The sequence below is a fragment of the Paenibacillus auburnensis genome (assembly GCF_927798115.1).
Taxonomy (GTDB): Bacteria; Bacillota; Bacilli; order Paenibacillales; family Paenibacillaceae; genus Paenibacillus_AQ; species Paenibacillus_AQ auburnensis.
On sequence record NZ_CAKMMG010000004.1, the window covers coordinates 1 to 12,847 of the forward strand.

Annotated in this window: 8 protein-coding genes and 1 rRNA gene; 2 read left to right on the top strand and 7 right to left on the bottom strand. The window is 52.2% G+C overall.

Features of this window, described 5'->3' with window-relative positions:
• Positions 1-208: ribosomal RNA gene (locus tag L6H70_RS15725) — 16S ribosomal RNA — on the bottom strand; the annotation flags it as partial.
• Positions 209-611: 403 nt separating this feature from the next.
• On the opposite strand from L6H70_RS15725, the gene L6H70_RS15730 reads away from it, so the two are divergent.
• Both L6H70_RS15730 and L6H70_RS15735 read left to right on the top strand, forming a co-directional pair.
• On the top strand, positions 612-1,874 hold the full coding sequence (locus L6H70_RS15730) for an MFS transporter (RefSeq protein ID WP_236334748.1): 1,263 nt from the start codon (positions 612-614) through the stop codon (positions 1,872-1,874).
• Between the two features lie 197 nt (positions 1,875-2,071).
• Entirely contained in the window at positions 2,072-3,346 is a 1,275-nt protein-coding gene (locus tag L6H70_RS15735) for a molybdopterin-dependent oxidoreductase (protein WP_236334750.1), read from the top strand.
• Between the two features lie 85 nt (positions 3,347-3,431).
• Here L6H70_RS15735 and L6H70_RS15740 read toward each other — a convergent pair whose 3' ends face one another.
• The 6 genes from L6H70_RS15740 to pcrA all read right to left on the bottom strand — a co-directional run bounded on the left by L6H70_RS15740 (position 3,432) and on the right by pcrA (position 12,815).
• Positions 3,432-4,364, bottom strand: coding sequence for a hypothetical protein (locus L6H70_RS15740; protein WP_236334752.1), 933 nt, complete (start codon positions 4,362-4,364; stop codon positions 3,432-3,434).
• Positions 4,365-4,377: 13 nt separating this feature from the next.
• Positions 4,378-5,625: an ABC transporter permease gene (locus L6H70_RS15745; RefSeq protein ID WP_236334754.1), complete on the bottom strand. Its 1,248-nt coding sequence runs from the start codon at positions 5,623-5,625 to the stop codon at positions 4,378-4,380.
• Positions 5,622-6,323: an ABC transporter ATP-binding protein gene (locus tag L6H70_RS15750; protein ID WP_236334756.1), complete on the bottom strand. Its 702-nt coding sequence runs from the start codon at positions 6,321-6,323 to the stop codon at positions 5,622-5,624. Before L6H70_RS15750 ends, L6H70_RS15745 begins: the two co-directional genes overlap by 4 nt.
• A gap of 29 nt (positions 6,324-6,352) precedes the next feature.
• Entirely contained in the window at positions 6,353-8,074 is a 1,722-nt protein-coding gene (locus L6H70_RS15755; RefSeq protein WP_236334758.1) for an alkaline phosphatase, read from the bottom strand.
• A 210-nt stretch (positions 8,075-8,284) separates the two neighbouring features.
• Positions 8,285-10,297, bottom strand: coding sequence for an NAD-dependent DNA ligase LigA (gene ligA, locus L6H70_RS15760; protein ID WP_236334760.1), 2,013 nt, complete (start codon positions 10,295-10,297; stop codon positions 8,285-8,287).
• A 160-nt stretch (positions 10,298-10,457) separates the two neighbouring features.
• The gene (gene pcrA, locus L6H70_RS15765) at positions 10,458-12,815 is read right to left on the bottom strand and encodes a DNA helicase PcrA (RefSeq protein WP_236334763.1); all 2,358 of its coding nucleotides are present in this window, start codon (positions 12,813-12,815) and stop codon (positions 10,458-10,460) included.
• Positions 12,816-12,847 lie beyond the last annotated feature (32 nt).

Sequence of the window (12,847 nt, forward strand, 5' to 3'; positions counted from 1 at the left end):
GCCTTTCATCCTCTTCTCATGAGAGAAAAGGAATTATCCGGTATTAGCTACCGTTTCCGGTAGTTATCCCAGTCTGAGGGGTAGGTTGCCTACGTGTTACTCACCCGTCCGCCGCTAAGCTCATCCCGAAGGATAAGCTCCGCTCGACTTGCATGTATTAGGCACGCCGCCAGCGTTCGTCCTGAGCCAGGATCAAACTCTCCAAATTGATATTTAGAAAGAGCGATTGCTCATTTTGAAACTGACGATTCATTAAATGAATCTTGTAAAAATTAACGCGTTCCATTTGTTCAGTTTTCAAAGAACTTGCTCCCGGCGTTTCAACTTTAGTCTCTCGCACAGGAATTAGATCATATCATGTTTCTTTATTACTTGTCAACTTATTTTTTTCTCAGCCAATCACTCGGCGTTGATGTCTCATAAGCACAAGAGATAATATATCATGCTGGGCTGATGTTTGCAAGCTTTTTTTGCAAAATAATAATCCGGTGTATATTTGGCCTATCCGGGGCACAAATTGAGTTCCATAACGCTTTAGTTGTGGCTAAAATAGGATTTATTGAATCCCCTCAGATTCGTTCCTATTATTATCAGCTTGGAAAGGAGTTCAGATGAACAGTAATAGTAACTATCCCGCGGACACTCCCTCGCCTGTTTTGGAAGTCCAGGAGCAACGCAATCTGCAGCAGGCCACCATCTACAGGATTCTGCTGGCTGTCAGCTTTGTTCATTTATTCAATGATTCCATTCAGGCGCTTATTCCGGCAATGTTTCCTACGCTAAAGGATAATCTGCTGTTGTCCTTCAGCCAGGTGGGCTGGATTGCTTTTGCCTTAAACATCACCTCTTCGGTGATCCAGCCGGTGATCGGTTATGCGGCCGACCGCAAACCCCGCCCGATCCTCCTGCCGCTTGGCATGTGCTGTACGTTCGCCGGGGTGTTCCTTTTAGCTTTTGCAAACAATTATGCTCTGGTAATCTTCTCTGTCATGCTCGTAGGGTTCGGGTCGGCAGCCTTCCACCCGGAAGGGATGCGCGTCGCTCACATGGCGGCAGGCCAGCGCAAAGGACTCTCCCAGTCGATCTTCCAGGTAGGCGGTAACGCCGGACAATCGTTAGGACCTTTGCTCATGAAGTGGGTGTTCATTCCATTCGGACAGATTGGTGCGCTCGGGTTCACGGTTTTCGCCGCTGCCGGAATCGCCGTTCAGACCTATGTGGCCAGGTGGTACCGTGAAATGCTGAATGCCGGGTACACGTTCCGTAAAAAGTCCTCCGGAGGCACAATTGATCCCGCCCGCCGTAAAAGCATCCTGCTTGCCACAGTTATTCTCGTCTTTATCGTATTTGTCCGTTCCTGGTATGGCGCCTCCATCGGCGGATATTATGCTTTCTACTTAATGGATAATTACGGAATGAAGCTGGATGATGCCCAAGTCTACATCTTTATATATCTAGCAGCAGGAGCCGTTGGTACTTTTTTTGGCGGCCCGCTTGCTGACCGTTTCGGACGGCGTAATCTTATTCTGATCTCCATGGTAGGTACGGTGCCGTTTGCGCTTGCGCTGCCTTTTGTGAATCATTTCTGGGCTGCAGTTCTTCTCGTAATCTCCGGCTTTGTACTGCTGTCCAGCTTTTCGGTAACAGTAATCTATGCGCAGATGCTGTACCCTGGCAATATCGGCACAGTCTCAGGGCTTATTACCGGTCTGGCTTTTGGACTTGGCGGCATCGGCTCTGTAGTAATCGGTGAGCTCATTGACCGGATTGGCATCACAACAGTATTCGTAGCCTGCGGTTTCCTTCCGCTGCTCGGTCTACTTGCGCTCCTGCTGCCTGGTGATAAAAAGCTGGAGCAATGGGCGGCTGAATAGCTGCGAATCTTCTTTTTACAAGTTACCTTATAAGGCCCATCCTTCTCAAAACCGGGATTGATGGGCTTTTTGGCACATTCTAAATCGGCGGCAGGCCTGCTGAATAGGAAAATTATTCAACCGCTGTTTTTTGCGGTACAATTAATTCAAACTTGAAATAACCAATACAGCTCCGGAGGCTTGAGGAGGGATAACGCTTGAACAAGATATTGGGAAATATCCGCAAAGGGTACGGAAAAAAGCTGGTCTCGATTCATATGTGGAATGCATGGCTGGTGCTGTTTCTGGCTCTGAGCGGACTGCTGCTGGTGGGCGGCTTCTGGCGAGAATTGCTGGGCGAAGGCAGAGTGTGGCTAAAATGGGCTCATATCGCTTTTGGACTGGTTCTGCTTATTCCGGTCATTTATTATTTGCTGCTCGCCGCCAAGCATTGGAAGAGGCTCCAGGGAAAAACCGCCCAAAAGACAAACGTAATCTTCGTGCTCATTCTCCTTGTCGGCTGGATTGTATCCGGTATTGTGCTGTGGCAATTCAGACTTGCCGGACCTAGGGCCGCCAATATGGCGCTTTTGGTCCATGACCTCCTCACCTGGATTGGGCTTCCTGTGATTATCTATCACTCCATTACCCGGGTTAAATGGCTGAAGGAGCCTAAGAAGCGTTCTGTCGTCCCTGAACTGGATACTGGCAAGAATGGGGGCGCTTCGGGCGGGCAGCAACGTCCTGCGGCTACCGGTGGACCCCAGCCTGTGTATACGCGGCGCGGATTCATTAAGCTTGCAGTGGGAGCCGGTCTCGCGATAACGGTCGGCCCCACCTTTGTGAGGTGGATCGGCAAGTCGCTTCAGCTTCCCGGGTCTGCAGACTATGCCGCCAATAACGCCAATGCCCTGCTACCGGATCCCGTGCCGCTGGCTGACTCCTCCCCGCCGATAGGCGGCGGTGCCGAGGGGAACTTCCGGGTGTATACCGTAACGGACATTCCCGCCTTCGATAACTCCAACTGGTCGTTTACAATCAACGGTCTGGTAGATAAGACCTTCACCTGGAACTGGGAAGAGTTCGTCAAGCTGCAGCGTGAGGTGCAGGTCAGTGATTTTCACTGCGTCACCGGCTGGTCCGTCTATAAAAACACATGGGAGGGCCTCCCTCTCTACAAACTGCTCGATATGGCCGGCGTACAAAACAAAGCCTCTACAGTTAAGTTCTATTCCGGCGACGGTGTTTATACCGACTCTCTTACGCTTGCTCAAGCCCGGATGGAGGACGTGATGGTAGCGGTTATGCATGACGGGCAGCCCATCCCTAATCAGCTGGGTGGACCGGTACGCCTGATTACTCCGCAAATGTATGCTTACAAATCAGTCAAATGGCTGAACCGGATCGAGTTAATCGAAGAAGATCATGTCGGATACTGGGAACAGCGGGGTTATGATAAGGACGCCTGGGTGCCCGGTGCGAAACGGGTATAACTGCTGCGAGCTTCATTTGCGTAGTTTGAAATGCACAAAAGCCTTCTTTCCCGTCAGGGGCAAGAAGGCTTTTATAGTTTGAGTATTATAGGCTTTTAAAGGACGCATCGTACAGGCGGAACATGGTTTTGTAGCCTGACTCGTCAATCTTGATTCCGACATCCAGGCGTCCCGAAATTTCCAAAGGGCCCGAGGTATAGCGCAGCTTGCTTCCTTCAGGCACAAACACAATCATAATCTTGTTCCAGTAGGTCTCATCGCCGTTATCGAACGGGCATTCTGCACCCGGCTCCGGAATGAGCAGAAACCAGTTCTTCTCAAAGGAAAGGACTTCACCCATAAAGCCTTTTATCGTAACCTTGCTGCCGGTAAGATCCCAGAAACGCTCAGAGGGGCGGGTCTGGTCACTGCCGTCAAAAAAACCGTTCCAATCAATGTTTGTATTCCCTGCGGAAGATCCCACTTCTTGCTTCGGCACATTTGCAGGCTGGGACGGGCTCGCTACCGTGACGGAGCTAGCTTTCGCAGATTCCGTTTCGGTGCTGTCCTTCCCCGCATCCTTGGCCTCTGCCGAATTAGCACCATATGTAGGAGCAGAAGATGTAGCGCCAGGGATTGAGCCTGCAATCTTCTTGGCAGGCTTCTGTGTAACGGCCGCTGCAGATGTAAAAGGTTTAGCCGAAGGCTTGGACGTAGCCGGCACATTGTTTTCAGCGGCTGTAGCTGTGGCTTCGGATGGCACTGCAGCTTGAGCCTCAGCTTTGGCAGGGCCGGGAGTGACAGGCGCGGTTTCTACTGCCGGAGAGTTCTCCGCCGCAGGAGAGACTTCTGCAGAAGCTTGCGGAGCAGCAGTCTCCTTAGCAGCCGCCAATATGTCAGAGCCGCCTGAAGCTTCTGCCACGGCAGCAAAGGATTCTCCGCTGCCTTCATCTGCCTTGTCCTGACCGCATGCCTGAAGCAGCAGCATACAGATAACGGCTGCCGACATCAGGATCAGTCTTCCCTGTAATCGTATCAAGTGTATGTCCCTCCTATGATTTGAACAAAGCGAGCGGATGCATCCGGTACATCCGGAAGGCCGGTCCCAACGAGGACAGCAAACCTATGGAGAGCGCGCCTGCAACAATGAGCCAATGCTCCGGTGTCCAATGATAAGGCTCTATCTGGATACCTGCCTGTGCGAATAACGCATCCTTCAGCAGATAAGCTCCGAGATGGCCGAGCAGCAGACCGAATATGAGTCCGGCAGCCGTCACCAGAAGACCTTCGCTGGTTAATGTCAGCCATACATAAGCCCTGGATTTTCCGAGAAGACGTAAAAGTCCTACATCCTTGGTACGCTCCCCGACAGCTGCAATCAGAGACAACAAAATCGCAATGCCGGCCAGCAGCACACAGATAGCCGTCAGCACGCTTAGAAGCCTGGATCCCTGATCTACCGCATTCAGTACATCTGAGACCGCCTTGCTTGTATAAGCCGCCTGAACCCCATTGCTTCCATCGAGTGCCTGCTTCAGATCGTGTGCCCCCAACAGACTGGCCGGTTTGACCAGCACCGCCGTAATCTCCCGATCCTCAGGTGCAAGTTCATGTACGGCCCAGGCGTAGTCCACGGTTGTAAATACGGCACGGTCATCCGGGGTGTGGAGTTCAGGGAGAATGCCTGCTACGGTGTAGTGGAAGCTCTCATGGGCATGTTCTTCATCATGTTCTTCATCGTGCTCTCCAGCCACATGATTCTCTCCATGCTCTGCTTCTGCTGATTCGTGGGCCTCTTCCTGCACAAGCCCGTGCGCCCCCGAAAAGGTATCGCCTACCTTCAGTCCCAGAGACTCGGCGACATACGCGCCAACAATGGTTTCACCGGTACGGTTATACATAACACCTTCCTGCAGCTTGCTGTCCCCATAGCGGGTAAAGAAATAACCGGAATCCATCCCGACGATCGGGAACCCCTTGAAATTGTCACCTGTTGTCATGGCAAAGGCCTGATCGACGGATTTATCCTGCTTCGCCTGATCCAAAACGGCAAGCGGAATATTTCCGGTTGGCGCACCGATATGGTAAAAGGTATTTAGCACAAGCTGAGTCTCACTGCCTGCAGCGCCAATGACAAGGTCAAATGGACCATAGCCTTTTTTGGCACCCTGCTCCACGCTCTCACGGGACAAAGTCAGCAGAACAATAAAAGCAACCGTAATGGCAACCGCACATACGGTAAGCAAGGATAAGAACTGCCGGTGCAGCACGTTCCGGAGAGTCAGTCTGAACAGACTCATATCGTTACCTCTTCTCTTTTCACGCGGAGAACCCTCTGCTCAGGTGATGCCTCACGGCGCACTTGATTGATATCCTGAATGTTCAGACAGTGCGGAAAGCGGTCCGCCATGTTAAGGTCGTGAGTTACAACGATTAAGGTATGTCCATGGGCTTCGCTTAAATCCAGCAAAAGCGAGGAAATCTCGTCCGCTGTCTCCCAATCCAGACTGCCTGTAGGCTCATCCGCCAGCAGAAGCGGCGGCTGATTAACCAGTGCCCGTACAATCGCGACCCGCTGCTGCTGGCCGCGTGACAGCTGCGACGGCAGATGCTGGCCTCTATCGGAGAGCCCCACCTGCTCCAGCCAATAGTCAACCACCTGTTTTCTCTCCTTGCGCGAAAGCCGGGAATTCATCGCAATCTCAACATTCTGCCTGGCTGTCAGTGAAGGAATGAGATGAAAGTCTTGTAGCACATAGCCGATAGAGGAAGCACGGAAGGCATCGCGCTTCGCCTCTGCCAAACTGTGAAGCGGCTGGCCGTTCACCACTATTTCACCGCTGTCTGCCCGCAGGATTCCGCTAACCAGATGCAGAAGCGTGCTTTTACCGGACCCGCTGGGTCCGGTAATGGCTACACGCTCTCCTTTTTCTACTGTCCACTCGGGTATATCCAGGATCCGCACAACTCTTCCGTCGACTTTAAATTGTTTCTTCAAATCTCGAATTTGGAGCAATCAGGCCACTCCTATCTCAATATGATCCGTTCGGACAAAGCATCCCAGGTTAAGGTTGTGCCCTTCAGCTGACTGAATGCGTTGAGCGGGAGATACAGTACGCCATTATCAACATCAATTGTATAAGCTGCTGTTTTGCCGTTCAGCTTGGCTGTTTTGTCCGTCAGGTTAACCTCAATGGTATTCTTCGCAAGGCTCAGCTTCACAGTAGCTGTATCCCCTTTGTAAGTTCCCCCAAGTGCTTTGGCCAGTGCCCCGGCCGGATAGAGTACCTCGTTGTCACGGCTGACTTTAAACTTAGGATACAAATATTTGGACTGCAGCTCTGCTGAGCTCTTCTCCAAATTCAGACCCAGGATGCCTGCGCCCGCTTTTGCAATTTGCGTGTTGTCCACCTGACCCTTCACCTTGTCTGCGATTGGACCATACGCCCAGATTCCGACATCCACTGCAGAGTGCCCATGACCAGACCAGCCTACCAGGAGTCGCTTCGAAATCACTGCATTATACGCGCCTTCACGTTTATAAGAGGAACCGTCGCCATTCATAATCTGGGTAACTTCCTCATCGGAAAGATCTGTAATCCATGTATTCGCCGTTACGATACTGCGGATCTCTTCCGGTGTCTGCGCTGCCTCAAGACTTGCTGCTAGGCTTTCGGAGGAGTGCTTTTGCTTGTTCCACAAATCGATGTTGATTTCGTAGATATTGTCGCGGGAGAGGGACAGGCCGCCTGTTTCATGGTCTGCTGTAACTACCACGGAAGTGTTGCCGTTTTTCTTCGCAAATTCAATCGCCGTCTTAAATGCAGCATCAAAGTCGAGTGTCTCCTGAACAAGTGTAGGAAGATCGTTAGCATGACCGGCATGGTCGATACGACCGCCTTCAATCATCATGACAAAGCCGTCTTTATCCGTAGACAAAATATTCAGCGCTTTGGAGGTCATTGCCGCCAGGCTCGGAATTTCCGCCGTACGATCCGGAACATAGGCAACATGCGAGCTGCCGAACAGGCCCAGAACCTTGGTGTTTTTGGAGGTGAGCGCATTTAAGGCTGAAGTGTTCTCGACCACAGTGTATCCTTTGGCTTTAAAATCAGGGAGGATGTTCTTGTCTGTACGTTTGCCCTTCTCATCCTTGGTCACAAAAAACTGCTTGCCGCCGCCCATGAGGACATCTACGCCGCTCTCCAGATACTGCGAGGCAATCGCTGATTCATTATCGCGGCTGCGGACATGGGAAGCGTAAACGGCTGGTGTGGCATGGGTGATGCGAGCCGTAGTTACAAGCCCGGTTGCCTTGCCGCTGCTCTCTGCAGCTTCAATAATGGAGGCAAACGGTTTGGATACATCCTCGTTGGACACACTGATGCCGGCATTGTATGTTTTATGGCCTGTAGCAAATGCAGTACCTGCTGAAGCGGAGTCTGTGACGATCCCGGAAACGACTTTCCCGCCGTCCTCTCCACGGTCTGCATATGTAGTTGCTTGTCCTACATAATATGGATCGATGTTCAGATGATTGACACCCTTGGTGTATTGCTGAAAATATCTTGCCGCAGAAACTTGTGCCGGACCCATACCGTCGCCAATCAGAACTATGAGGTTTTGAGACTGTGCCTTGGCTGTTCCCCCTGCTTTCGTTGTGCTTTGTGCTGCTCCGGCAAGGGTTGCCCCCGAAACTACAGCTGCAGCCAATCCTCCAAAAACGATGCCCTTCATAAGCTTCTTCATTGTGTACCCCTTCCTGGTTATATTGATTCTTACCCAAGCTTACCTTGGAAAGGTTAACGAATTGTCAAAATAAGTAACGGGTTGTATTAAATTATCAGTTGCTCATATATTACTTCAACAATGAAAAAAAGCCCTGCAACCCTTCGCTGCATAGCGAAGGGATCACAGGACTCTGTCCGTGGATTTGTATATTTACTAATCCTAGCCAGCTTACAACTCAAGCAGCCGGATCAGTTCTTCTTCATCCTCAATAACTTGAATACCGAGCTGCTGTGCCTTGGCCAGCTTGCTGCCCGCCTTTTCCCCGGCAATGACCAGATCTGTTTTTTTGGAGACACTTCCGGACACCTTGGCCCCCAGAGCCTCCAGACGTTCCGCCGCTTCCTCCCGGGTCAGCTTCTGCAGCGAACCGGTTAAGACGACCGTTTTACCGCTGAAGAAGGAGTTGGTATTGACCTGGCGCGGGGCTTCAGGAGCCTTGGCCTCAACGCCTAGGCTCAGCATACGGTTGATGCTGGTAGCCACAAACGGATCCGCAAAAAAGTTCACGATGCTCTCGGCGACAATTCCGCCGATATCCGGCAGACCCGAGAGCTCCTCTGCTGTTGCGTTCATTACAGCTTCCAGACTGCGGTAGTGCTCGGCCAGCATCCGGGTTGTCGCTTTGCCGGTATTCGGGATACCCAGAGCGTATAGGAATGAAGCGAGATCACGCCCCTTGCTCTCCTCCAGCGCTCTGATCAGATTATCTGCCTTCTTCTCCCCGAAGCGGTCCAGCTTCACCAGCTGCTCGAAGGTCAGCTCATATAAATCAGCCGGCTCACGTACACCTAATTCCTCATGCAGCTGGCCGGCAGTCTTCTCGCTGAACGTCTCGATATCCATTGCATCACGGGAAGCAAAATGGGTAATCCGGCTGATAATCTGCGGTTTACAGTCCAGCTTGTTGTTGCAGAACAGATGCGCTCCGCGCATTTCCAGCGGAAACCCGCAGGCAGGACAATTTTCCGGGAAAATAATCTCCCCGCCGTCACTTTCTTCGGTTACCTTGCCGAGAATTTCCGGAATGACATCATTGGAACGACGGATGAAAACCCGGGTCCCCAGCGCATATTTAAGGTTTTTGCGTTCAATATCTCCTACATTGTTGAGCGTACAGTTCTGGACGGTAACACCTGCCAGCTCGACTGCTTCTACACGCGCCAGCGGAGTGACTTTGCCGGTACGGCCTACATTCCAGCTGACCGACTCCAAAATGGTTGTCGTTTCTTCCGCCTCGAACTTGTAAGCCACTGCCCAGCGCGGAAACTTATCGGTGTAACCCAGCGCTTCACGAATCCGGAAATCGGTCACCTTGATAACCGCACCGTCGATCAGATAATCAAGACCGGACCGGCTCGCTTCAATCTCGGCCAGCTGCTCGGTAACTTCATCGAACTGATCGAAATAGGTGAGGTAAGGGTTCACCTTGAAACGGTTGTTCCGCAGAAAAGCCATCATCTCCTGATGATCGGCAAACTGCACCCCTTCGGCATAACCCACATTATAAAAGAAAGCATTCAGCCTACGGTCTGCTGTCGTCTTCGGGTTCAGGTTGCGCAGTGCACCTGCAGCTCCGTTGCGGGCATTCTTCAGCGGCTCGGCTGCACGGGTATTGTAGTCAGCCAGCACGGACAAGTTCATGATTCCTTCACCCTGGACTTCAATCAGGCCTTCCTTGAAGGGAATGGTGAGCGGAACCGATTTGATGGTCTTCACCTGAGCGAGAATCCCTTCACCCGTTACCCCGTTACCTCTGGTTGCAGCCTGTACAAGCACGCCATCACGATAGGTCAGGTTAAGGGTCAACCCGTCGAATTTCAGTTCTACCGCATAGCAAGGCTCCGGCAGCGGCTTTTCAGGATTCTTCATATTATAATCGTTTACCAGCTTCAGTACCCGGGCATTCCAGCTCCGCAGCTGCTCGATGTTCTGCGCCTTATCCAGGCTCCATAAAGGCGCAAGATGCCGGTGGGGAGTAAATCCCTTCAGCAGCTCGCCTCCAACACGCTGGGTTGGTGAATCAGGGAGCACAATGCCGCTCTCCGCTTCAAGCTGAACCAGCTTATCATAGAGCACATCATATTCCTTGTCGCTGATCTGCGGCGCATCCAAGGTGTAATAGTGGTAATTGTACTGATTCAGCTCTGCCACGAGCTCTTCCATGGTATGCATAACGTCCATCCGGGCGTATCCCTCCGTCATAAGGATAATATCTACAAGATGAACTTAAGAATGAAGTAGTGAAGCTAGATCACATTCTTAAGTTCACGTTCTATAGCATGTGAATGACACATCTACTACTCTTTATATTCTAAAAATGCATTCGCTATCCCTGGCCGGATTATTCGACTTTGGTAATCGGGGCAAACCCGGCAAGCAGCCGCTTCACGCCGACCGGTGCCGGAAAAGCGATCTGCAGCTCCGTATCGTTGCCGCTGCCCTTAACGGACACAATGGTGCCTGTGCCCCATTTGCCGTGGGCAACCTTGTCGCCCGCCTTGTAGTCACCGGGCGCCGCGGCCGCACCTCCCATAGCGCGCTGCGCGCCTGCTCCGGTCGTCACGGTCACGCGTCCTGCGCCAGGCACAGCGGACGCGGTACTACCGCCTAGGCTGGTGCTCGGCCCGCCAGCCGGCGCATTCCCGGCAGCGCCAGTGCGGCTGCCGAAGTTCCCCCGGCCGCCGCCGCTGAAGCCGCGGCCGCCATAGGCACCGCCAACCTCCGCGCCTCCGCGCCGGAAGCGGTCCGACTCCTTAACGGTATCTTCCTTCAGCTCCTCCGGAATCTCCTCCAGGAAGCGGGACGGCGCATTGGCTGTCGTCCGTCCGAACAGCGTGCGCATTCTTGCGCAGCTGAGGAACAGCTGCTTCTCCGCACGTGTAATCCCTACATAGGCCAGCCGGCGTTCCTCTTCCAATTCATCATTGTCCTGGAAAGCACGGCTGTGCGGGAATACCCCCTCTTCCATCCCGATGATGAAGACTGTCGGGAACTCCAGACCCTTCGCGCTGTGCATCGTCATCAGCACCACGGCATCGCTGCGTTCCTCATCATCATTCACACTGTCGATATCCGCAATCAGCGCCAGATCAGTAAGGAAGGAGACCAGCGACTTGTCTTCATTATTTTTCTCAAACTCCATCGTCACCGACAGGAATTCATCGATATTCTCGAGGCGTGAGCGGGATTCGAGTGTATTCTCATTTTGCAGCTCCAGCCGGTATTGCGACAGCTCCAGAATTTTCTCGGTCAGCTCGGTTACCGACAGGAATTCCACCATCCGGTGCAGCGCTTCGATCATATCATAAAACTCCACAAGTGCATTCCGCGTCCGGCCGGCAAAGCCGAGATCGTCCACCGTCTGCAGTACCCGGAATATCGAAACACCGCGTTCTGCAGCCGCTACAGCAAGCTTGCCGATCGTCGTATCTCCCAGACCGCGCTTAGGTACATTGATAATCCGCGCCAAGCTGATGTCGTCATCGGGATTAGACAAGAGACGCAGATAAGCCAGAAGGTCTTTGATTTCTTTACGGTCATAGAACTTAATCCCGCCGACAATCTGATAAGGAATATCCGATTTGATCAGAATTTCTTCTATTACACGGGACTGGGCATTGGTACGGTACAGAATTGCATGATTCTGATAGGCTCGCCCCTGCTTAACGTTCTTGCTGATTTCACCGGTAACAAAATACCCCTCATCATGCTCGGAATCCCCGCGGAACACCTTGATCTTCGGGCCTTCGTCCGAATCCGTCCACAGCTTCTTCGGCTTACGGCCGGTGTTCAGCGCTATAACGCCATTGGCGGCGTTCAAAATATTGGAGGTCGAGCGGTAGTTCTGCTCCAGCAGAATGGTTTTGGCCTCCGGGTAATCCTCTTCAAAGTTTAGAATGTTGGTAATATCCGCTCCGCGCCAGCGATAGATGGACTGGTCACTGTCGCCGACGACGCAAATCCGGTGATGGCTGTCCGCAAGCATGCGGCAGAGCATATACTGCGCCCGGTTCGTATCCTGATACTCATCGACATGAATGTACTTGAATTTCTTCTGGTAGAAATCAAGCACCTCAGGCACTTCCTTGAATAGTTGAATCGTCTTCATAATCAAGTCGTCAAAATCCAGCGAGTTGTTGCTTCTTAGCCGCTGCTGGTACTTGGTATACACCTTAGCGACAAGCCCTTCAAAATAATCGCCGATCTTCTGCTCATACTGCGCCGGAGTGATCAGTTCATTCTTGTTGGTACTGATTACCGCCTGCACTGCTTTGGGCTCAAACTTCTTGGTGTCGATATTCAGATCCTTCATGCAGTTGCGGATAACAGACAATTGGTCCGTAGAATCAAGAATAGAAAAATTGGAGGTGAACCCGATCCGTTCAATATCCTTACGCAGAATCCGCACACACATCGAGTGGAAGGTGGATACCCAGATATCCCGCCCCTCCGGGCCAACCAGCTTGGAGACACGCTCCTGCATTTCGCGGGCTGCTTTATTCGTAAAGGTAATTGCCAGGATCGCCCAAGGCGGCGCTTTGCGGTTCGCAATCAGCCAGGCAATGCGGTGGGTAAGCACGCGTGTCTTACCACTGCCCGCTCCGGCCATAATCAGGAGAGGTCCTTCGGTGGTTTCTACAGCCTGCCGCTGTGGAGGATTCAGCCGGCTTACGGCATCCTGTATGTTAATAAGTTGCATGTGTGACATGCTCCTTTCCAATATAAGCTTAA

What these genes read in the sequence shown, in the direction of transcription:
- L6H70_RS15755 (WP_236334758.1), bottom strand. Translation starts at nt 8,074, where the DNA reads ATGAAGAAGCTTATGAAGGGCATCGTTTTTGGAGGATTGGCTGCAGCT.
- ligA (WP_236334760.1), bottom strand. Translation starts at nt 10,297, where the DNA reads ATGGACGTTATGCATACCATGGAAGAGCTCGTGGCAGAGCTGAATCAG.
- L6H70_RS15745 (WP_236334754.1), bottom strand. Translation starts at nt 5,625, where the DNA reads ATGAGTCTGTTCAGACTGACTCTCCGGAACGTGCTGCACCGGCAGTTC.
- pcrA (WP_236334763.1), bottom strand. Translation starts at nt 12,815, where the DNA reads ATGCAACTTATTAACATACAGGATGCCGTAAGCCGGCTGAATCCTCCA.
- L6H70_RS15730 (WP_236334748.1), top strand. Translation starts at nt 612, where the DNA reads ATGAACAGTAATAGTAACTATCCCGCGGACACTCCCTCGCCTGTTTTG.